We start from the raw sequence: 22,387 nt of genomic DNA on the forward strand, positions 1-22,387 counted from the left end.
AATGGGGTTAAATCTGTTTTCTAATAAAAGTAAAAAAACAGAAGAACAGGATACAGATGTTTTGTTGAAAGAAAATATTTTATTGAATTTACCCAAAATGGATAAGTACGATGCCATAAGATTTGCAGGAGAGCTTTTAGTTAAGAGTGGCTGCGTAGAAAAACCATATATTGAAGCAATGATAGAAAGAGAAGATGATTTAACCACATATATTGGTAGTGGAGTGGCTATACCTCATGGAGTTGGAAAGGCAAAAGAGTATATCAAAAAATCAGGGATAGTAATTTTACAATTTCCTGAGGGTATTGATTTCAATGGAGATAAAGCATATCTTGTAATTGGAATAGCGGGGAAAGCTGATAAGCATTTAAATATTTTAGCCAATATTGCAACAATAATTGGCGAGGATGAAGAAAAGTTAAATGAACTTATAAAGACTAAAGATGTAGATTTTGTTTATTCAACTTTTACAGCTTAATTAAAGGAGGAAAAATATATGAAAACAAAAGCAGTAAGACTTTACGGAGCTAATGATTTGAGATTGGAAGAATTTGATCTTCCTGAGATAAAAGATGATGAGATATTAGTTGAGATAGTTTCAGATAGTATTTGTATGTCAACTTATAAATGTGCAATTTTAGGAGAGAAACATAAAAGAGTTCCTAAAGATGTATCTGAAAATCCAATAATAATTGGGCATGAATTTGCAGGCAATATTGTGAAGGTAGGGAAAAAATGGCAAAATCAATTTAAACCTGGAACTAAGTTTGCTCAACAACCAGCTTTAAATTATAAGGGTAGCATGGCATCTCCTGGATATTCATATATGTATTTTGGCGGTGATGCAACTTATGCAATAGTTCCACCGGAAGTAATGGAGTTAGGTTGTTTGATTAATTATGAAGGTGATGCATACTATGAGGCGAGCTTAGCAGAACCAATGTCTTGTATAATAGGAGCTTATCATGCAACATATCACACAGAAATGGGAAAATACACTCACTTCATGGGTATAAAAGAAAATGGAAACTTAGCTATTTTAGCTGGAGCAGGCCCAATGGGACTTGGGACAATAGACTATGCTTTACATGGAGATATAAATCCTAAGCTAGTAGTTGTTACAGATGTGGATAATAGCAGGTTAGAAAGAGCTAGGGAAATTTTTGAAGATGAGGCTAATAAATGTGGGATAAAGCTTATCTTTGTAAATACAAAAGAAACAAGTGATCCTGATAAATATTTAATGGAGATATCAGATGGGCATGGGTATGATGATGTATTTGCAATGGCTCCAGTAAAAGAAGTGGTAGAACAGGCTGATAGGATACTAGCAAGAGATGGTTGTTTAAATTTCTTTGCAGGTCCAACAGATACTAATTTTAAAGGAGAAATCAACTTTTATAATGTTCACTATAATTCAACCCATGTAATGGGGACTACAGGCGGGAATACAGATGATTTAATTGAGTCTTTAAGATTAACAGAGAAGAAAAGAATAAATCCAGCATGCATGGTAACTCATATTGGTGGATTAGACAGTGTAATTGAAACTACTTTAAATTTACCAAAAATTCCAGGCGGTAAAAAATTAATTTATACACAAATAAATATGCCTTTGACTGCAATCTCAGACTTTAAAAATAAAGCTAAAGAAGATAAACGATTTGAAAAATTAGCTGAAATAGTTGAAAATAATAAAGGATTGTGGTGTACTGAAGCAGAAAGATATTTGCTTGAAAATTTTAGGTAAGAATTTTAAATACTGGTTGCTCTTTTCTCTCTAAAAGGTTAGAATAATTATTGATATGTAATATATGCAAATTTTTGATAGAAAGGGTTATGATATGAAAAAATTAGAAGTAACACTTGAAAATGAAACAGGTTTACATGCTAGACCTGCAAGTCTTTTAGTCAAAGAAGCTTCAAAGTACAAATCTAATATAACTATCGAATTAGATGGACAAGAATATGTTGCCAAGAGTATTATGTCTGTTTTGAGTATGGGAGCTGGGAAGGGTACTCACCTGATCTTCAAAGCAGAAGGAGAAGATGAAGAAGCAGCTATTGAAGGCATTAAAAATTTAATTGATCAAAATTTTGGAGAATAAAAAACGCACGGTTTATCGTGCGTTTTTTTAAAATGAATAACTTTCTCCTATATCAAAAACTTTTGTTTCGCTATAGATATTTTTTTTCTTAAACTCTAATGGGTCAGCTTTTATTAATGGGAAAGTATTATAATGCATTGGTATAGCAAGTTTAGGTTCTATAAGTTTAACAGCTTTAATAGCATCATCTATATCCATCGTATAATTACCACCGATTGGAAGTATTGCTATGTCTATACCATTGTGGAAAATGGAGAATTATTACTCAATATGATCCGCTTTACCTCTACTGATAGATGGAAAGTTGGGTATAATTATATGAAAACATTATATATTTTATCGTAAACAACTTTAAATTTTCTACTATGTTTATTTGTGGATTATTGAGGAATCGCTATTTGGCTTATTAGATCAAAAGGATGGGATGATACTTGTTCTTAGAATGTCAAATATACAAAATGGGGTGGTAAATTATGATAAATTAAAATATTTACTATAATAAGTGTTAAGTGAGGGAGAAAGAACCTAATAAATGGTTGCTACGAAAGGGGATCTATTAATTACCATAACAAATGGTAGTAAGGACCTTGTTGGAAAGGTTGCGGTGTTTGACTCTGATGAAATTAACTCCATCCAAATACCTGTGCCTTATATCTCGACACAAAGGAAATAAATTCAAAAGTATCGAGATACTTTAATTGAATCAAAAAAAACTAAGAAAAGAAGCAAACGATAATGTAAACAATACGAATGAATTTTCAGAAACATCATTATAAAATTAGACTCGAATGTGATCGTTTTTGAGCATCAGTGCATAAAGAAATAATTCACTAAAGTTTTTCCTTTGATATTTTTATAGTGACATTACTTTTTATATAGGAGGTTAAGTATAAATAATGATTGCTGAGATTTCTCATAAGAATGTTGATATTAATTCTGAGGACCAATTGACTGGAAATGTTTTTGGAACATTAAGATATTTGCCGTATTCCGTTGCCCTACAGATAATAAAAGATAGCTTTCTACCAGCTACAGTAAACTCATTTCTTAACGATTCGTTACCAATGGAAATAAGTGGTGAATGGGGTAATAATGTTCATTTTTGGAAGCACTATTATGGGTCGCAAACAGAACCGGACGTTGTAATGGAGTTAGAGAATGTGGTAATAATGATTGAGGTAAAATATAACAGCAATTTGTCCGGCGATGATCAGTTAATTCGTGAAGCAGACCTACTTATAAGAAATTATCCTGATAAGGTGAAGTTTCTAATATTACTCGCTCGTGAAGAATCTGCAACTGCTATCTACAATGAGCATAAAACAAAGATTCCTCTTGAAGTATCTTTTGGTTATATAACTTGGCAGCGATTATTTGACGCAATAAACAAAAATAAGGACAATAGTATTATATGTAAAGATTTATCATCGCTATTAAATGAAAAAGGATTCGCTGGTTTTAGGGGATTCAATTTTATGAATGTGGAAACGAATAAAGCTTTTGAAGTAGTACAAAAAGTTCATAAAAATGTACAGGAGTTTATATCACGCAGTATTACTCTTGCAGTGGAAAAAGGTGAATTTGAACTTGCTCCGATGACTGGAAATAATACATTTCTCAGATGGAGCAGTGACCGTGACTCAAATGCTTGGGCATACTACAGCTTCATTGTAGTATTCCAATTGTCTCAAAACACTAATTATGGAAATGAGTACAGCAATGGTTCATTATATGTCTTAGAGCTTAATTTTAGAGATTTTGAAATACCAATGGCTAATGTTGCCCGCTTCGATTATGCTAATATATCTAAGGACTTGTCTACAAGTCCTATTTCCCCAAGTGACCATTGGATTTTCTATGACCCTATATATACTGGTATTATTAAGTATCCGGAATATAAATCTGGAGAAATGTACTGTGGAGTTGTTGATGATCCGCTTGTGCGTTATTGGGGATTAAAACGAGTAATGGGATATGAAATACCCTTATCTGAAATCACTAATGACAATATTTATGAGATAATCTTCGGCACATTCAAGAAATTGTCCACAAATGAATAGCTAAAAAGAGAGGCAATATCCCTTGTGAGATAATGCCTCTTTCTTAATTTCCCTTATCGGTTGATTCTTCGCTTGAAGATAGTAAGTCGAAAATGTACTTGTTTTGAAAATTCCTAAGTTGAACTCCCTTTATCGTGCGTTTTTTAAAATGAGTAACTTTCTCCTATATCTAAAACTTTTGTTTCGCTATAGATATTTTTTTTCTTAAACTCTAATGGGTCAGCTTTTATTAATGGGAAAGTATTATAATGCATTGGTATAGCAAGTTTAGGTTCTATAAGTTTAACAGCTTTAACAGCATCATCTATATCCATCGTATAATTACCACCGATTGGAAGTATAGCTATGTCTATCCCATCATCTCTTAATAGTTTCATATCCATTGAAAGACCTGTATCTCCAGCATAGTATATCTTTTTGCCCATCATTTCGATAAGAAAACCACAAGGATTGCCCGCATACAATATTCCCTCATCAGTCTCTATAGAAGATCCATGAAGTGCTGGTGTGAGTTTAACAGAACCAAAATCAAATTTATATCGCCCACCTATATGCATTGGATGAGTATCGATTCCGAAAGTGGATAAATATCCTGCAATCTCAGCATTTGTTATAACTAGTGCATCGTTTGCATTTGCTAGATCAATAGTATCACCTAGATGATCTTGATGACCATGGGATACAAATATATGGGTTATATTGTTAATATCAATGGGTAGAACTTTAGCCAAAGGATTTCCTGTTATAAAAGGATCAAATATTGCTTTAAACCCATCATTTTCTAATATAAAAACTGAGTGACTCAAATATGTTAATTTCATACATATTACCTCCTTAAGAAAATTATACCCTCAAAAATAGTAAACTAATAAATATTTTTGAAAATATGCAATATTGACATTATAGATTTAAAGGACTATAATAATAGAGTATTAAGTCAAACGTTTGCACTTAAAAATGAAATCGGTTACAGAAAGGGGAGTAAAAAATGCGAAAAAAGAAATTTTTTGCTATTGCAGCTGTCATGTTATTGGTATTAGCTACTTTAGCGGGATGTACTACAGGCGGAACTAATGAAGAAAATACAGGTGAAAATAACGGAGGAGAAACTTCAACAGGTCCAACTATTGGGGTTGTTTTACCAACTAAAGATGAACCAAGATGGGTACAAGACGAAACTAGATTTAAAGAGGCATTAGCTGATACTGATTATTCAGTAGAAATTTTATTTAGCCAAGGTTCATCAGCAAAAGAAAAAGAAAATGTTGAATCACTATTGACTAAAGGAATTAAAGTATTAATTATTTGCCCACAAGATGGTGAAGCAGCAGCTGCTGCAGCTGAAGCAGCTAAAGCTGAAGGCGTTACTGTAATCGCTTATGATAGATTGATTACTGGAACAGATGCAGTAGATTATTATGTAACTTTTGACTCTGTAGCAGTTGGAGAAGCACAAGGTCAATACTTGATTGATAAAGCAACTGGAACAGGAAATCCATTGTATCTATATGCTGGAGCAGCATCAGATAATAACTCTTTCCTATTCTTCGAAGGAGCTTGGAAAGTTCTTCAACCAAAGATTGCAGATGGAACTTTTGTTATAAAGAACTCATCAGAAGCTGTTGCATTACAAGATAAACAAGAGCTAACAAGAGATGAAATGAGCAAAATCATCAGCCAAATAACCACTAACTGGGATTTCAATGAAGCAAAAAATAAAGCTGAAGCAAATCTAACTTCCGTTGGTGCAACAGATAAAGGTGATGTATTTATTCTTGCACCAAATGATGGTACTGCAAGATCAATAGCAGATGTATTTGCAGCTGATTCAGATATTACTAGCTATGTAATCACTGGACAAGATGCTGAAAAAGCATCAGTTCAATATATTATTGATGGCAAACAATCCATGACAGTATTTAAAGATGTTAGAACTCTAGTAAAAGATTCTATAGCTATGGCAGTTTCAGTACTTGAAGGAAAGACTCCTGAAACAACTGGATCATACAATAACAATGTCAAAGATGTTCCTGCAAAACAAACAGAAGTTATAGTAGTAGATAAAGAAAATGTTCAAGAGGCATTAATTGACTCTGGATACTATGATGCATCTGAATTTACAGGGCTATAAAATTTAATATTTGTTAGGTATAGTGAAAGTCATAGACTTTCACTATTTCCTTATTGACTTATTTAAAAGAGGGGTTGTTTTTATGGACAGTGTAAATAACTCAGATTATATACTTGAGATGAGAAATATTACCAAAGAATTTCCAGGGGTTAAAGCATTAGATAATGTTAATTTTAAAGTTAAAAGAGGAGAAATACATTGCCTAGTTGGTGAAAATGGTGCAGGTAAATCAACTTTAATGAAAATATTATCAGGCGTTTATCCATATGGATCATACAATGGAGAAATTATCTTAAATGGACAAGTACAAAAATTTCAAAGCATTCAGGATAGTGAAAAAGCTGGTATTGCTATAATTTATCAAGAGCTAGCATTGGTTCCTGAGATGACAGTTTATGAAAACATATATTTAGGACATGAAATAAAAAATGGCATAAATATAGACTGGAATGAAACTATTTTACAATCAAAAAAAATGTTAGAGAAGGTCAGGTTAAATATTAACCCTGAAATGAAAGTAAAATATCTCGGCGTTGGGAAAATGCAGCTAATTGAAATTGCAAAAGCGTTCAGCAAAGATGTTAAATTGCTTATATTAGATGAACCAACAGCAGCACTAAATGACGATGATGCTGAGAATCTACTAAATTTATTAATTGAACTAAAAAAAGAAGGAATAACTTCTATCATGGTATCACATAAACTTAAAGAAGTAATCCAAGTAGCAGATACTGTGACTGTACTTAGAGATGGGAAAACTATATGTTCTTTAGATGCACACAAAGAAGAAGTCTCTGAACCAGTTCTCATAAAAAATATGGTTGGAAGGGAAATAGCAGACGTATTTCCAAAGAGAAAAGTTAAAAATATTGGTGACACAATATTTGAGGTAAGAAATTTAAATGCTATTGATCAAACTACATCAAAACATATTTTAAAAGATGTAAATATTTATGCAAGAAAAGGCGAAGTAGTTGGAATTGCGGGGCTTATGGGAGCCGGAAGAACTGAACTCGCATATAGTATTTTTGGAAATCCAAAAGGATACAAGGTTAGTGGTGAAATATACGTAGAAGGTAAACTCATGAATTTTAAAACTCCTTATGATGCTATTAAAGCGGGAGTTGCATATGTTACGGAGGATAGAAAAGGGGAAGGACTAATACTAATTCAAGACGTTAAAGAAAATACTACCCTTGCAAACTTGAGAGCTATTGCTAGAAGTGGAGTAATTGACGAAAATAAAGAGATAACAGTAGCAGATGAATATAGAAAAACGTTGAATATAAAGACTCCTTCAATTGAACAAAAAGTGCAGAACCTTTCTGGTGGGAATCAACAAAAAGTATCTTTGGCAAAATGGCTATTTACGATGCCGAAAGTTTTGATTTTAGATGAACCAACAAGAGGAATAGATGTAGGCGCTAAATTTGAGATATATAATATTATAAATGATTTAGTCAGTCAAGGAATGTGTATAATAATGATATCTTCAGAGCTACCAGAAATTTTGGGTATGAGTGATAGAATATATATTATGTCGCAAGGCAAGATAACAGGAGAATTACCAATTGAAGAAGCAAATCAAGATAAAATAATGGAGTATGCAACAATCTAATATTCGCATGAGGAGGTAATCTAAAATGTTTTTTAGTGACTTAAAAAAAATGCTTAAAGAGAATATAAGAGATTACGGAATGTTTATAGCGTTATTCGCAATAATAATTGGCTTTAGTATTTTAACTGATGGCGTATTTATATCACCTAGAAATATAAGTAACTTAATAAATTCTGTGGGATATATAGCAGTATTAGCAGTTGGTATGACTTTGATAATTGTAATTCGCCATATAGATTTATCAGTAGGTTATTTAGCAGGTTTTGCAGGAGCAATTGTTGCAATTCTTTTGACAAGATACAATATGTCGATATTTGTTGCAATACCAATTGTTTTGGTTCTAGGCATAGTCGTTGGTTTATTTAATGGTTTTTTAGTCGGAAAGGTAGGAGTTCCAGCATTTGTTGTTTCACTTGCAGGCATGATGATATTTAGAGGAGCATTATTACAAGTTACAAATCAGACAGGAACTATTATAATAAAAAATCAAACTTTTAATAATATAGGAAATGGATTTATTCCTGATTTCCCTTTTATTAACATTGAAGGAATTCATGTTGTGACGCTAGTGATTGGAATTCTAGGCATATGTTTGTACATTATAAGTGAATTTAGAAATAGAAATAAAAAATTAAATTATAACTTTGAAGTGCCTTCAATGCCTATATTTACATTGAAGCTAGTCTTAGTTTCAGCGATGATAGGATACATTACTTGGATACTTGCACGATACAATGGACTTTCTTGGACAGTGGTAATAGTATTAATTGTAACAGCATTATATAATTATCTAACCAATAAAACAGTTCTAGGAAGGCACATTTATGCTGTCGGAGGTAATCCCGAAGCAGCAGCATTAAGTGGAATAAATGTAAAAAACATTACTTATTTTGTATTTGCTTCCATGAGTATGTTATCAGCACTTTCTGGAATACTCTATACATCTAGACTACAGTCAGCTACCACTACCGCTGGTATGGGATTTGAGCTTGACGCCATAGCTGCTGCATATGTTGGTGGAGTTTCTGCTGCAGGAGGAGTTGGAAAAGTTACTGGCTCAATAATAGGAGCTTTAGTAATGGCTTCATTATCTAATGGTATGAACCTTATGGGTGTAGGAATATCATATCAATATATCATAAGAGGAGCTATTTTAATATTAGCCGTAGTATTTGATGTAGTGACAAGAAACAGAAATTCTTAACAGGGCTCTTGCCCTGTTTTTACTTAGAGGGGAGAAATGACTAAGAGAACTTATTTAGAGATAAAAACCATACTTATTATTTTATTTGCAGTTTATGTTAGTTTTATGATAATGGATATTTTTTATAGCAATTTGTTCATTTATTCAAACTATCTAAAATTCATAGGCATTGTATTAGTTGGAGTATTAACTTTTGTGGAAAGAAAACATTCAATTTCCATAAAAGATATTAATCTATTGAACTTAGCGATGATTTTAACCATTATTTCAGATTATTTCTTACTTTTTGAAGGAAACAATTACATCATTGGAATTGGGATATTTTCTTTGGCACATTTAATCCATGGGATTAGAATGGAGAAGAATAAAACAAAAGTTATTTTTATTAGATATATAAGTTATTTAATCATCACAATAACTTTGTACTCTGTATTTCTAGATACACCTTATGAAATTGATTTAATCGTCTTTGTAAGCTTATTTTATTTTGCAAATTTACTCTCTAATTTATTGAGAGCTTTGGATGTTTATAGACATAATAAATTCCCATTAATAAATAGCTCTTTACTCGTAGCAGGGTTTATACTATTTTTATTATGTGATATCAATGTAGCGATATACAATGTAGTACCACTTAACACAGCTAATATTTTTTTATACATTTTGAGTGATTTATCACTTAGACTTATGTGGTTTTTTTATTTACCTTCACAGATTTTTATTGCTTTAAGTGGATTGGATTTTGAGTACTAATAATAAATGTTATATTTTTGGAATATATGGGTATTACACAAACAAATATGTTTAGGAGGTAAAATATGGACAATTCTCAAAATGTTTACCCAGTAAAAGACGATGTAGTAACTACAAAAGAGTGGATTATAACAATGCTTATACTTTTAATTCCTGTAGTAAATATAGTAATGACATTTGTTTGGGCATTTGGAAGCAATACTAAACCTAGTAAAGCAAATTACTTCAAAGCTAGCATACTATTCTGGTTAATTGGAATTGGATTATATTTAATTATAATGTTTACTGGCATTTTTAGTTTTGGAATATTGAATTCATATATTTAGGGTATTATTAATAAGGAGTATATGCTCCTTATTCTAAATTTTGGAGGGATTTTTAATGAATGAAACAGTTAAAAAACAGCTAGATCATAGGACAATTAGGGAATTTAAGGATGAAAGAATCCCTGAAGAAACTTTTAAGACTCTAATGGAGGTAGTAAGAAGAACCCCTACATCTAATGGAATGCAGACATGTTCAATTATTCGAGTTAAAGACAATGATAAAAAAGCATCAATAGCAGAAATTTGTAATCAAGAATATGTCAAGAGAACTCCAGAGTTACTTATATTTATAGTTGATCAGTTTAGAAATATGATGATAGCAAAAGAAAAGGGCGGAAAAATTGAAAATGCAAGAGATATGGATAGATTTTTTCAAGGTTTTACTGATGCATGCTTAGCTGCACAAAATCTTGTTGTCGCTGCTGAATCAATGGGATTAGGAACAGTATATTTTGGAAGCATTTTAAATGACCCACAAAAAGTAATTGACATATTTCATTTACCAGAGTTGACGTTTCCTGTAGTTGGGCTAGGAGTTGGGTATCCAAATCAAGAACCACAGCTAAAACCTCGTATGGATATGAGTTTGAGGTTATTCGAAGACAACTATACAGTTTTTGATAGTTATTTAAAAGAAATTGAAGAATATGATAGACAAATGACTGAGTACTATGATTTAAGGGATGCTAATAAGAGAGTAGATTCTTTTTCTGATCAAATAGTGGCTAAACTTAATAATCCAGCTATAAAAAGGCAAGAAATTCTAAAAGTGATTAAAAAACAAGGATTTGATTTAAAAATATGAGACTTTTCATCGCTGTAAATTTCGATGAGAAAACTTTAAATAATATCTACAAAGAAGTAAACTCCTTAAAGGATCAATCTTTAAAAGGAAGATTTGTTCATAAAGAACACATTCATTTGACAATTAAATTTTTGGGAGATGTTCTAGACGAAAAGGTGAAAGAAATACAAAAAATGATATTTAATACTCACTTTGATCCTTTTGAGATTGCAATTAGTGGTTTAGGTGTATTTCATAATAAACATGGAGACATATATTGGTTAGGGGTTAAAGAAAATGAGGATTTATCAAGATTATACAATGATATTCACTATAGACTTAAACAAATGGATTTAAAAGTTCAAGAGAGAGACTATACCCCACATATAACACTCGGTAGGAATGTAGTACTAAGAGATAAATTGGAGAAAATAGACTTTACTGATTTTAGCTATATGGTAGAACAAATATCTTTGTTTAAATCTTTTAATGATGAAAATAGACTTATACATGAAGTTATTGCAGAGAGTAAGAGAGATAAAACTTTTAGAGCTAAAAAATAAGTAAAGGGAAATTAACAAAAAGTAATAGAATTTCAGAAAATTTTAGATGTATAACAACAAATGTGTAGAATATTAGCGCTTATTAGGATATAATTAATAATTATATCCTAACTTTTTAGGGGGTGGTTTAGTGAAAGAGTCAGATTTTCTTAATACAGTTAAAAAGATGCAATCTGATGAATTGCTCGAGAGAGAAGTATATTTAAGGCTTTTAAATAGCATAAAAAATGAACATGATAAAGAAGTTCTTAAAAAAATTGCAGATGAAGAATCCAGACATTATGAAATATGGAAAGAGTATACAAAAGTTGATGTTAAACCTAATATGCATAAAGTTAGATGGTATGTTCTACTTGGCAAATTATTAGGTTATACTTTTACTGCTAAAATTATGGAAAAACGATTAAACGAATTTAATCAGATGGCTACTAAAGAATTTATAGATGAATTAAGAGAAAGTGTGTCTGATATTGACATTATTTTGAGAGAAGAAGACGAACATGAGATAGAATTGTTAGCAATGATAGATGAAGAAAGGCTACAATATGTCGGATCCATTGTTTTAGGATTAAATGATGCTTTGGTTGAATTTACAGGAAGTCTTGCTGGATGGACTTTTGCTATGCAAAACAATAGACTAATATTGTTAGCGGGTCTTATTGCAGGAATTTCAGCAACATTATCCATGGCATCTTCAGAATATTTATCAACTAAAAATGAAGGTGGCAAGAATCCTTTAAAATCTGCCAGCTACACTGGCATCGCTTATCTAATTACAGTATTAGCCCTATTAATACCATATGCGATTTTGCCAGAAAAAAGCTATACTATAGCCTTAATTATAATGCTTGCATTAGTAGTAGGGATAATTGCTGCATTTAATTATTATATATCTATAGCTAAAGATTTATCCTTCAAACATAAATTTAAGGAAATGGCATCCGTTAGTTTAGGAGTTGCTGCAGTATCGTTTTTAATTGGACTTGTTGTCAAACAATTTTTAGGACTTGATATTTAAAAAAATATGGTAGGTTTAAATATGAATAAACTCTCAAAAAAATTTTATATTTATGCACTTTTATTAGCTGTTTTTATAACTTTATCGGCTTTTTTGGGCTATAATTATTTTTCCAATGCAATCGAAAATCAGGTTAAATCAAGAGCATTATTTGAAACAGAGAGCAAAATAAAGCTAGTAGAATCTACTTTTAAAGTGCAAGAGCAAATTGTTGAAGATATTGCTTCTTTTATTAAAATCGAACCATCAAGAGAAGATATTAAAAAGTATCTAGAGGTATTAATGAAAGAAAGGGAGCAGTTTACTGCCGTTTATATAGGAATGGCGGATGGTGAACTATTAGCTGGAGAAGATTGGAATCAACCATCAGATTATATAGTGACTGAAAGACCATGGTATGTAGAAGCTGCAAAGGGAAAAAAATTAGTCTACACTGAAGTATATCATGACGCATATTTAGATAAATCGACCATTACCATTGCGAGACCTTTTTATGATAAAGCTGGAGAATTGAAGGGAGTTATTGCAGCTGACATAGATTTGAGCACAATTTCTCAGATATTAAATCCATATGGCAGTGATGATGAAGGAGTATCTTTTCTTGTTGATTCAAATGGGGTTGTAATAGGATACGACGCTAATAATGTTAATAAATCCGAGGACAAAATTACTATTTTTGAAATATTTCCAGAGTTTAAGCCTAACAGCGAGAAATTTATTGAAAACATGAAGTACGAAGAAAATCAAGGGTTTTTATCATATTATTATATTGAAAGTTTAGATATGTTTCTTGTTAATTTTGTTCCTGTTACTGGCACTTTGAAAACTGGACAGCAATTGATGCTCATTTTTATGATATTTGCATCGGTTCTTTTAATTGTGATTTTTGTTTTTATCATATTTCAAAGGCGAAATATCATTCGCCCAGTTGAAGAATTAGTTGACGACATTTTGAATATTCCGATGCGATTAGATGTCGATTATAGAATCAACGAAGATGATGATCTTCTCTATGAAGTGCGTAAAACTATTAATGAATTGCTGACTAATAAAAACGAATTATTAAAGAAAATGGAAGTTGCACAAGACGAAATCACTACAATTGCAATTACAACTGAATCAATGTTGGCGATAAATAGAGCAGCAAATACAAATAGAGAAATAAATGAGATTTATGACTTAATCTTAACTGAATCATTAAAAGCAATTAAACATGCAAAATTAGGTAGTGTAATGATAAAAGAGGATAACGAATTAAAAGTAGTAGCTCACAGAGGTTATCGAAGCACTGAAATAAACGAATTTTCTTTACCCATAGAAGAAAGTTTTATTTACAGGGCTACAAATGGAAAATTAGATACTGTCGCTTTGATTAACGATGTATCAAATTTTGAGATATTTGTGCCATTGGAAACTACTGAAGGAGAATATTATATTAAATCTTCTATAGTAGCTCCTTTATATGTAAAAAATGTATTTTATGGCTGCATAAATCTCGATGCAATTTATGAAAATGCATTCGATGAAAAAGATTTAAAATTGATGGAATTCATTCAAACTAACACTGAAATTGCAATTAGTAACTATATAATGAATCATGCTAACTTCTATTTAGCAACTCATGATTCACTTACAGGAGTTTACAACAGAAGTTATTTCACTCAGCTGTTTGAGAGCTTTAAAGAAAGAGCTGCAAGGTATAATGAAACATTCCATTTAGTGATGTTTGATTTGAATAATCTCAAGTACATCAATGACAATTTTGGACATCTGGCTGGTGATGAGGCAATAAAAACTTTTGCCAAAAGGTTATCAGTAATTATTAGGAGAAGTGACGTTTTCGCAAGATATGCTGGAGATGAATTTATCGCAATATTTTTAAATACTGATTATGATAGCTTAACTATTAGACTTAACGAGTTATTGGAAAATATGGAACAGAGTTCAATCGTGGTTGATAGTGGAACGATAATCGTATCTTTTAGTTATGGTATAGCTACATTCGGTGAGGACTCCACATCCTTAGATGAATTAATAAGAATTGCAGATAAAAGAATGTATGAGATGAAGAATAAAAATCGTAAAATAAAAGGATAAAGATATGAAAAAGAATGATAACAAATTTATTAATGCTGTATTTTATGCAATACTAGCTGCAGCCTTTTATGGAATTAGTACACCTTTTTCTAAGATATTATTAGATGTTCTTTCGCCTACTTTTTTATCAGCTTTATTGTATTTAGGTGCTGGATTTGGTATGCTATCAACAAAACTACTAACATTGAATGTAAAATCTAAGAGTGAGGCAAGTTTAGATAAAAAAGATTTTCCATATATAGTTGCGATGGTAGTATTAGACATATTAGCTCCCATACTCCTAATGATTGGACTTGTGAGAACAAGTCCTTCTACTGTATCATTACTTAATAACTTTGAAATAGTAGCTACTTCAGTTATTGCTCTGATAATATTTAATGAACAAATAGGAAAGAAAATGTGGCTAGCAATTGGATTGATAACATTATCTTCGATTATATTATCGATTGATACACTTGGTGAAATTAGTTTATCTGTTGGAGCAATATTTGTTTTACTAGCGACTGTTTCATGGGGGCTTGAGAACAATTATACAAGAAAACTTTCAATTAAAAATCCTATAGATATAGTTATCATAAAAGGTTTGGGTTCGGGATTAGGTGCATTAATTATTGCTATGTATTTACAAGCAATTGAATTAAATTACACTTATATAATTGCAGCATTGTTTTTGGGATTTATTGCGTATGGACTTAGCATTTATATGTATATAAGAGCGCAAAGGGACTTAGGGGCTGCTAGGACGAGTTCATATTACGCTATAGCACCATTCATTGGAGTTTTAACTTCTTGGATATTGTTTGATGAAGCAATCAACCTGAGATTTATTTTTGCGTTGGCTATTATGATTATTGGAGTTTACTTCACTATAGCAGAAAATCACGAACACGAACATGAACATAAAGAACTAGTGCATGAACATGCTCATAAGCATGATGATTTACATCATAATCACGTTCACAATTATGAGGTTAAAGGATATCATTCTCATGAGCACAAACATGAAAAGCTGGTTCATTCTCATCCGCATACTCCGGATATTCATCACAAACATTCACACTAAAATTTAGAAATTGAAAATATTTTGATTTCTAATGGGAGCAGATTTATATTTATATTCCCATTAGAAATTTTAGCTTCATCATTATTATCCCCATATTCATGTAGCTTAATGAAATCTCCATTAACTTTTAATTGAATGTTTTTCTCAATATTTTTTAAATTCATGACTATTATAATGCTGTCTTTACCATCCAAATACTGATAAGCTATGCAATCATCATCTGTTTCTAATAACAAAAATTCTCCGCTCATTATGACTTCTCTATTTCTTAATTCTGAAAGGAACTTAAAATACTCTAACTTAGAAGAGTTTTCCGTTTTTTCCCATTCCATATCGGTTCGGTTTAGAGGGTCTTCTTTTCCTTCCATGCCAATTTCAGTCCCATAGTATATCACAGGTATTTGAGGATATGTCATAATAAAAGTCAAAGCTTGTTTATAGTACTCATCTGCAAAATTTCTGTGTTTTGATATAAACCTTGGATTGTCATGATTGTCAATAAATAGGGCATTTTTTGAATTGTTAAAGACTTCCAAATCAGCTTTTATGGCATTTTTCAATTTGCTAGATTTTCCGTACTCATTGAAGGTAGTAGTTATAGCTTTGTAGAGTGGATAATTAGTGAAACCTGTTATACCAGTATCTTCATATTGTTTAATATAATGTATATTTTCAGACCAAACTTCTCCTAAAAAGTAGAAATCAGGGTAATTCTCTAGAATATTTGAAGTAAATTTAACCCAGAATTCTTTTGGTACGTGTTTTACAGTATCCAATCTATAGCCATCTATTCCTGTTTCTTCTATCCACCACAATGAGTTTTCTAAAAAGAAATCAACAACTTCAGGATTGTCAAAGTTTAAATCAGGTAACCCCATTAGCCACCCTTTTTCAACTTGCGTTTGATCATTCCAGTTAAAAATTTCTTGATTTTCATTAAACCAGTCTTTGTAATTCTCATCATTTAACCATGGTGAATCATACCCTACATGATTTACTACATAGTCTAAAATAACTTTCATATCTCTTTTATGAGCTTCATCAACAAGTAATTTCAAATCATCCATAGTGCCTAAGTAAGGATCAACTTTATAAAAGTCATTAATCCAGTATCCATGGTAACCATCTTTTCCATTTTCCATAACAGGTGTTAGCCAAATAGCTGTGGCACCGAGAGATTTAATATAATCCAATTTTTCTATGACGCCTTTTAAATCTCCTCCATGTCTCTTTTTTAAATCAGTCTTGTCTACATCGTAATTGTTGCTTTGATCAGCATCATAAAATCTATCAGTCATGATAAAATAAATCAACTCGTTACTCAGATCATCGCCATTTTCTATTACTGTTGTTTCATCAGAGTGATCATAAGTACATGATGTTAAAACTAATGAAAGCAAGATAAAATAAATTATAAATTTCTTTTTCATTTTGTACCTCCGAATTAGTATAAAACTATTATAACAAATTTATACTTTCAATAAAACTAACAATTAATTGACACTATCGTTGTTACAAAGGACGATACAACAATTAAATTGCCAATAAATAAGAATATTGCTTATGTAAATGGTGAAGAGAAAGAGCTTGAAGGAGTAGTGGTATACAACGGTATAAAGACATATGTACCACAAAGTGCATTAGAATTAATAAAATAAAAAGTTTGTAATTTACTTTCCTAATATTTCATCTTAAAAAGATGAAATATTAGGAATTTTTTTTATTTTGATTTAAAAAAAAGGGTATAAATAAAATGGTGATGATTATGTTAATCAATTATTTTGTTACAGCTTTTTTAAGATACAACAATTCTTTTTTGTTGCAAAAAAGGAGTGAGGAAGCAAAAATAGCACCAGGAATGTGGTATGGTGTTGGTGGACACATTGAGAGCAACGAATTTCAAACTCCAAATGTAGCTATTTTAAGAGAGATATATGAAGAAACTGGGTTGGATAGTAATGTTATTGATTCAATCAATTTGAAATACGTAGCATTAAACTATGAAGATAGCATATATATAAATTACATATATTTTGGATCAATTAAAACTAATAAAGTCATTGCGAATGATGAAGGAGATTTGACCTTTGTAGAAATTGAAGAGATTAAGCTAAAAAAATTTCATCCCCTAATAAGTGCGTGTTTGGAACATGGAATTAATGATAATTCAAATGCTATTTATACTGCCATATTAGATGTTAATGGGAATACAAAGTTTGTTGAGATTAGAGGTGAAATTGATGAACGATGAATTACTAGAGAAATATAAAAAAGATTGGAAAGATTTTGTTGTAAATGGGATTATAAACGATGATGTAGAGGAATTTGTTAAAAAATCATGGTTGAGATGCAAGGAAAAGTCAGTGAACTATAATTTAGGAGAAGGGAAACTTATTGCTAAAGAAGAATTAGAAAAAGAAAGGGAAAAAAACAAAGAGCTGATTTCTATTGCATTGCCAATCATGCAAAATTTAAATGATCTCGTTATGGGAACAGGATTTGCACTTGTTTTAACTGATAGGAATGGTCTTATTTTAGAAGTAATAGGAGAAGAGAGTATTTTAAATGAGACTAAAAAACTCAACTTTGTTCCAGGAGCTATATGGTCAGAAGAGTATGTAGGGACAAACGCGATAGGTACATCTTTATGGGAAAACAAACCTATTCAGATAATTGGAGCGCAACACTATTGCAAAAGTCACCATAATTGGACATGTTCTGCAGCACCAATACATAATCCAAGTGGCGATATAATAGGGTGCATTGATATGTCAGGGCATTCTGAGAAGGCACATACTCATACTTTAGGAATAGTTGTTGCTGCAAGTTATTCTATAGACAATCAACTGTTATTGTCTCAAACTCATGCGATTTTAAGTTCAACTGTTGAAGCGGTATCTGATGGTATGATAATAGTGACTGACGATTACAAAATAAAACTTGTTAATAAATCTGGAGAAAAAATATTAGGCGTTGAATCTGATAGACTTATAGATTTAGATATTAGAAATATACTAGGGACTCGAATATTTAAACACACTGAAGCATTTTTGGATAGAATAGATTGGGTTTTTATTATAGATGAGAAAAAGATCCCATGTAGTGTAAAAGTTTCTAATATAAATATTGGAGAAAAAACAAAAGGCATGGCAATATCATTTAAAGAGATGAAAACAGTTCAACATACAGTCAATTCTGTATATGGCAATAAAGCAATTTATACATTTGATGATATAGTTACAAACAGTGATACTCTAAGAAAGGCAATTAAAGAGGCGCAAAAATTTGCACGTACAAAAGGTTGTGTTCTCATCGAAGGGGAAAGTGGAACTGGTAAAGAATTGTTTGCTCACGCGATACACAATATGAGCAGTAGAAGTAATGGTCCTTTTGTCGCAATAAATTGTGCATCACTACCAAAAGATCTATTTGAAAGTGAATTGTTTGGATATGAGAAAGGAGCCTTTACTGGAGCAAATAAGGAAGGGAAAATAGGAAAATTTGAACTAGCAAATGAGGGAACCATATTTTTAGATGAAATAGGTGAGTTGCCCTTAGATTTTCAGGCGAAGCTATTAAGGGTTTTAGACGATTTTACTGTCACCAGAATAGGCGGCAAATGGCCTAAAAAAATTGATGTAAGAATAATTGCGGCAACCAATAGAAATCTTTTAGAAGAAGTTAAGAAAAAGAATTTTAGAGAAGACTTATATTATAGGATAAATGTTTTCAGAGTATATATTCCACCTCTAAGAGAAAGAGAAGGGGATGTGTTCTTATTAGCTCAACACTTCTTATCTAGACTTAATAAGACTAATAATACTTACAAAACTTTTTCAAAAAAATTTTTAGACTGTTTGAACTTATACCCATGGTATGGGAATGTAAGAGAACTTGAGAATATTATAGAGAGAGCATTTTACTTATGTGAAAGCAATGTTATTACATCAGAATGTCTACCCAAGGAAATATTATTAGGAAGCAAAAATAAAAATGAAAAAGAAGATTTGGATTTTACTTCAATACGAACAACCGAAGAACATATTTTAAAAAATGTATTGTCAAAGACAGGAGGAGATGTATTAAAGGCATGTGAGATTTTAGATATGAGTAAATCCACAATATACCGTAAATTGAAATTATTGGACATAAATCCTAAGGAGTACAGATGAAAATTCCCAACAATGAGATTTTAATTCCCATTGTTGGGAATTTTTTTATTTTATTAATTTTATCATTGAGTTAATTAACACTTTAAATAGATAAATAAACTGGCATGAAAATTGCATATTATATTGTTAAAAGATTTATGGAGGTGAGTTAATGAAAAGATTTATCATTGAGTTTGGAATGGGTTGTGATTTTCATGGACAAGATGTTACAAAGGCTGCACAAAAGGCTGTGAAAGATGCTGTTTCACGATCATGTCTAAGCGGACTTGTTGAGATATTGAACATAACTGATTTAAGTGATGGCATAAAAGTTAAAGCAACCGTAGCTGTTTCAAGACCTGATGAGGTAGATATAGAAAAAGTAAAAGAGAGCTTGCCTGTTGGCGAAAAGGAGGTGATTGTGACAAAGGGTGGTCTCTCGGTTTCAGGATTATATATTCCTGAATTTGGAGACAAAGATGATACGATAGAAGCTGCGTTAGCATGTGTAGAGGTAGTGATTAAGTAAGGAGGGGATTTTGTTGGAACTCAATAATACTAAGATAATAGAAATGTATAAGACGATGAAGAGAATCAGAGAATTTGAAACCAATGCAAGTAAATTATTTGCTGAAGGGCAAATCCACGGGTTTGTACACTTGTATATTGGCGAAGAAGCAGTAGCTACTGGAGTATGTGCAAACCTTAGAGAAGATGACTATATTACAAGTACTCACAGAGGTCATGGCCATATAATAGCCAAAGGTGGAGATGTCAAGTACATGATGGCAGAATTATATGGTAGACAAACTGGCTATTGCAAGGGCAAAGGTGGATCTATGCACATTGCAGATGCTACAAAAGGAATAATTGGGGCAAATGGAATTGTTGGTGCAGGTCAAAATATTGCAACTGGAGCTGGACTTAGCGCTAAATTAAGAGGAACTGATCAAGTATGTGCATGCTTTTTTGGAGATGGATCAACAAATCAAGGAACTTTTCATGAATCACTAAATCTTGCAAGTATTTGGAGATTGCCAGTAGTCTTTGTTTGTGAAAATAATCTATATGGGATTTCAATGCATCAATCGAGACACCAAGCTATCCAAGATATAGCAGATAGAGCTGTAGCTTATAACATACCAGGAGTTGTAGTTGACGGAAATGATGTATTTGCTGTTTATGAAGCAGCTAATGAAGCTATTGAAAGAGCAAGAAATGGGCAAGGGCCAAGCTTGATAGAATGCAAAACTTATAGACACCATGGACATTTTGAAGGCGATCCTGCTAAATACAAACCTGCTGAAGAAGTAGCTGAGTGGATGAGCAAAGATCCATTACCTAGATTGGTAAATTATATGCTTGATAATAATATTTTGAGCAAGGAAGAATTAAACGAAATAGACAGACAAATCAACGATGAAATAAAAGAAGCCATTAAATTTGCTGAGGAGAGTCCATGGCCTCCAATAGAGTCTGTTGTCGAAGACATCTATACTGATATAGTAGAGGAGGTAGAAAAATGAAGAATCTAAGCATGATGGAAGCAATTAGAGAAGCAATGACTAAGAAGATGAGGGAAGACCCTACGGTATTTGTTATGGGTGAAGATGTCGGCGCATTCGGAGGATGCTTTGGAGTTACTGCAGGAATGTTCGATGAATTTGGAGCAGAGAGAGTTCGTGATACTCCTATATCAGAAGGTGTCATAATTGGATGTGCTGTTGGCGCTGCAGCAACTGGTACTAGACCAATAGCAGAATTGATGTTTATAGATTTTGCAACTGTTGGCGCAGATCAACTGGTAAACCAAGCTGCAAAAATGAGATACATGGTAGGCGGTAAGATTAAATTGCCAATGGTTGTTAGACTTCCACTAGGAGCTGGAACTAGAGCAGCTGCACAGCACTCTCAGTCATTAGAAGCATGGCTAGCTCATATTCCAGGGCTTAAAGTTGTATATCCAAGTTCCCCTAATGATGCATATGGGCTTATGCTCAAAGCAATAGAAGATGATAACCCTGTAATTTTTCTTGAACACAAATTACTGTATGGTATTAAAGGCGATGTTGATGAAAATTCGAAACCAATAGAATTTGGCAAGGCAGATGTAAAAAGAGAAGGAAAAGACTTAACTGTAGTAGCAACAGGGAAAATGGTTTATGAAGCATTGAATGCAGCAGAAGAATTAGCTAAGGAAGGAATAGAGGTAGAAGTTATTGATCCAAGAACTCTGTTCCCATTTGACAAAGAAACTCTATTTAATTCTGTTGAAAAAACAAACAAATTAATCATTGTAACAGAAGAAAACAAGAGGGGTAGCTTTGCTGGCGAAATTTCCGCAATAGTTGCTGAAGAATGCTTTGACAATTTAGATGCACCTATAATAAGGGTTTGTTCAGTAAATTCTCCTGTGCCATTCTCACCTGTTCTTGAAGATTATTATGTACCTAATGCGGGAGATATAGTTAAAGCAGCAAAAAAAATGTTCTAAGAGAAGCAACTTTAAGT

23 protein-coding genes are annotated in these 22,387 nt (G+C 31.9%); 20 read left to right on the forward strand and 3 right to left on the reverse strand.

Annotated elements, in window-relative coordinates; genetic code table 11:
- Nucleotide 1 precedes the first annotated feature (1 nt).
- The 3 genes from E4100_RS03180 to E4100_RS03190 all read left to right on the forward strand — a co-directional run bounded on the left by E4100_RS03180 (nt 2) and on the right by E4100_RS03190 (nt 2,108).
- On the forward strand, nt 2–478 hold the full coding sequence (locus tag E4100_RS03180) for a PTS mannitol transporter subunit IIA (protein WP_135270596.1): 477 nt from the start codon (nt 2–4) through the stop codon (nt 476–478).
- 18 nt (nt 479–496) lie between these two features.
- Nucleotides 497–1,750, forward strand: coding sequence for a zinc-binding dehydrogenase (locus E4100_RS03185; protein WP_135270597.1), 1,254 nt, complete (start codon nt 497–499; stop codon nt 1,748–1,750).
- Between the two features lie 94 nt (nt 1,751–1,844).
- Nucleotides 1,845–2,108 (forward strand): HPr family phosphocarrier protein, encoded by a 264-nt coding sequence (locus E4100_RS03190; RefSeq protein WP_135270598.1) that lies wholly within the window; start codon nt 1,845–1,847, stop codon nt 2,106–2,108.
- Between the two features lie 27 nt (nt 2,109–2,135).
- Here E4100_RS03190 and E4100_RS03195 read toward each other — a convergent pair whose 3' ends face one another.
- Nucleotides 2,136–2,360, reverse strand: coding sequence for an MBL fold metallo-hydrolase (locus E4100_RS03195; RefSeq protein WP_209315251.1), 225 nt, complete (start codon nt 2,358–2,360; stop codon nt 2,136–2,138).
- A gap of 644 nt (nt 2,361–3,004) precedes the next feature.
- On the opposite strand from E4100_RS03195, the gene E4100_RS03200 reads away from it, so the two are divergent.
- Complete coding sequence (locus E4100_RS03200) at nt 3,005–4,168, forward strand: hypothetical protein (protein WP_135270600.1); 1,164 nt, start codon at nt 3,005–3,007, stop codon at nt 4,166–4,168.
- 143 nt (nt 4,169–4,311) lie between these two features.
- On the opposite strand, the gene E4100_RS03205 is transcribed toward E4100_RS03200, so the two are convergent.
- Nucleotides 4,312–4,989 (reverse strand): metal-dependent hydrolase, encoded by a 678-nt coding sequence (locus tag E4100_RS03205; protein WP_135270601.1) that lies wholly within the window; start codon nt 4,987–4,989, stop codon nt 4,312–4,314.
- A gap of 167 nt (nt 4,990–5,156) precedes the next feature.
- Here E4100_RS03205 and E4100_RS03210 point away from each other — a divergent pair, with 167 nt between their 5' ends.
- From E4100_RS03210 to E4100_RS03255, 10 genes are all read left to right on the forward strand, one after another.
- On the forward strand, nt 5,157–6,299 hold the full coding sequence (locus E4100_RS03210) for a sugar ABC transporter substrate-binding protein (protein WP_135270602.1): 1,143 nt from the start codon (nt 5,157–5,159) through the stop codon (nt 6,297–6,299).
- Between the two features lie 82 nt (nt 6,300–6,381).
- Complete coding sequence (locus E4100_RS03215) at nt 6,382–7,917, forward strand: ATP-binding cassette domain-containing protein (RefSeq protein WP_135270603.1); 1,536 nt, start codon at nt 6,382–6,384, stop codon at nt 7,915–7,917.
- A 25-nt stretch (nt 7,918–7,942) separates the two neighbouring features.
- Nucleotides 7,943–9,121, forward strand: a complete 1,179-nt coding sequence (locus tag E4100_RS03220; protein ID WP_135270604.1) for a sugar ABC transporter permease — start codon at nt 7,943–7,945, stop codon at nt 9,119–9,121.
- A gap of 36 nt (nt 9,122–9,157) precedes the next feature.
- Nucleotides 9,158–9,874, forward strand: coding sequence for a lysoplasmalogenase family protein (locus E4100_RS03225; RefSeq protein WP_135270605.1), 717 nt, complete (start codon nt 9,158–9,160; stop codon nt 9,872–9,874).
- 65 nt (nt 9,875–9,939) lie between these two features.
- The gene (locus E4100_RS03230) at nt 9,940–10,200 is read left to right on the forward strand and encodes a hypothetical protein (protein ID WP_135270606.1); all 261 of its coding nucleotides are present in this window, start codon (nt 9,940–9,942) and stop codon (nt 10,198–10,200) included.
- Between the two features lie 55 nt (nt 10,201–10,255).
- Nucleotides 10,256–11,005 carry an NADPH-dependent oxidoreductase gene (locus E4100_RS03235; protein ID WP_135270607.1) on the forward strand — a complete coding sequence of 250 codons (750 nt, stop codon included), beginning with the start codon at nt 10,256–10,258 and terminating at the stop codon, nt 11,003–11,005.
- On the forward strand, nt 11,002–11,547 hold the full coding sequence (gene thpR, locus E4100_RS03240; protein ID WP_135270608.1) for an RNA 2',3'-cyclic phosphodiesterase: 546 nt from the start codon (nt 11,002–11,004) through the stop codon (nt 11,545–11,547). The genes E4100_RS03235 and thpR overlap by 4 nt, the downstream gene beginning before the upstream one ends.
- A 130-nt stretch (nt 11,548–11,677) precedes the next feature.
- The gene (locus tag E4100_RS03245; RefSeq protein WP_209315241.1) at nt 11,678–12,565 is read left to right on the forward strand and encodes a VIT1/CCC1 transporter family protein; all 888 of its coding nucleotides are present in this window, start codon (nt 11,678–11,680) and stop codon (nt 12,563–12,565) included.
- Between the two features lie 21 nt (nt 12,566–12,586).
- On the forward strand, nt 12,587–14,662 hold the full coding sequence (locus E4100_RS03250) for a sensor domain-containing diguanylate cyclase (RefSeq protein ID WP_167792062.1): 2,076 nt from the start codon (nt 12,587–12,589) through the stop codon (nt 14,660–14,662).
- A gap of 4 nt (nt 14,663–14,666) precedes the next feature.
- Nucleotides 14,667–15,725 carry a DMT family transporter gene (locus tag E4100_RS03255; RefSeq protein WP_135270610.1) on the forward strand — a complete coding sequence of 353 codons (1,059 nt, stop codon included), beginning with the start codon at nt 14,667–14,669 and terminating at the stop codon, nt 15,723–15,725.
- Here the strand turns inward: E4100_RS03255 and E4100_RS03260 are convergent.
- Nucleotides 15,722–17,155, reverse strand: a complete 1,434-nt coding sequence (locus E4100_RS03260; RefSeq protein ID WP_135270611.1) for an alpha-amylase family glycosyl hydrolase — start codon at nt 17,153–17,155, stop codon at nt 15,722–15,724. The two genes, E4100_RS03255 and E4100_RS03260, sit on opposite strands and share 4 nt — an antisense overlap.
- A gap of 75 nt (nt 17,156–17,230) precedes the next feature.
- Here E4100_RS03260 and E4100_RS03265 point away from each other — a divergent pair, with 75 nt between their 5' ends.
- The 6 genes from E4100_RS03265 to E4100_RS03290 all read left to right on the forward strand — a co-directional run bounded on the left by E4100_RS03265 (nt 17,231) and on the right by E4100_RS03290 (nt 22,370).
- Entirely contained in the window at nt 17,231–17,383 is a 153-nt protein-coding gene (locus E4100_RS03265) for a stalk domain-containing protein (protein ID WP_282097105.1), read from the forward strand.
- 107 nt (nt 17,384–17,490) lie between these two features.
- Entirely contained in the window at nt 17,491–17,976 is a 486-nt protein-coding gene (locus tag E4100_RS03270) for an NUDIX domain-containing protein (RefSeq protein WP_167792063.1), read from the forward strand.
- The gene (locus E4100_RS03275; RefSeq protein ID WP_135270614.1) at nt 17,966–19,897 is read left to right on the forward strand and encodes a sigma-54-dependent Fis family transcriptional regulator; all 1,932 of its coding nucleotides are present in this window, start codon (nt 17,966–17,968) and stop codon (nt 19,895–19,897) included. Before E4100_RS03270 ends, E4100_RS03275 begins: the two co-directional genes overlap by 11 nt.
- Nucleotides 19,898–20,048: 151 nt before the next feature.
- Entirely contained in the window at nt 20,049–20,405 is a 357-nt protein-coding gene (locus tag E4100_RS03280; protein WP_135270615.1) for a Lin0512 family protein, read from the forward strand.
- Nucleotides 20,406–20,418: 13 nt separating this feature from the next.
- Nucleotides 20,419–21,402, forward strand: a complete 984-nt coding sequence (gene pdhA, locus E4100_RS03285) for a pyruvate dehydrogenase (acetyl-transferring) E1 component subunit alpha (RefSeq protein ID WP_282097102.1) — start codon at nt 20,419–20,421, stop codon at nt 21,400–21,402.
- The gene (locus E4100_RS03290; RefSeq protein WP_135270616.1) at nt 21,399–22,370 is read left to right on the forward strand and encodes an alpha-ketoacid dehydrogenase subunit beta; all 972 of its coding nucleotides are present in this window, start codon (nt 21,399–21,401) and stop codon (nt 22,368–22,370) included. Before pdhA ends, E4100_RS03290 begins: the two co-directional genes overlap by 4 nt.
- Nucleotides 22,371–22,387 lie beyond the last annotated feature (17 nt).

This window comes from Soehngenia longivitae (assembly GCF_004684055.1).
Classification (GTDB): Bacteria; Bacillota; Clostridia; order Tissierellales; family Tissierellaceae; genus Soehngenia; species Soehngenia longivitae.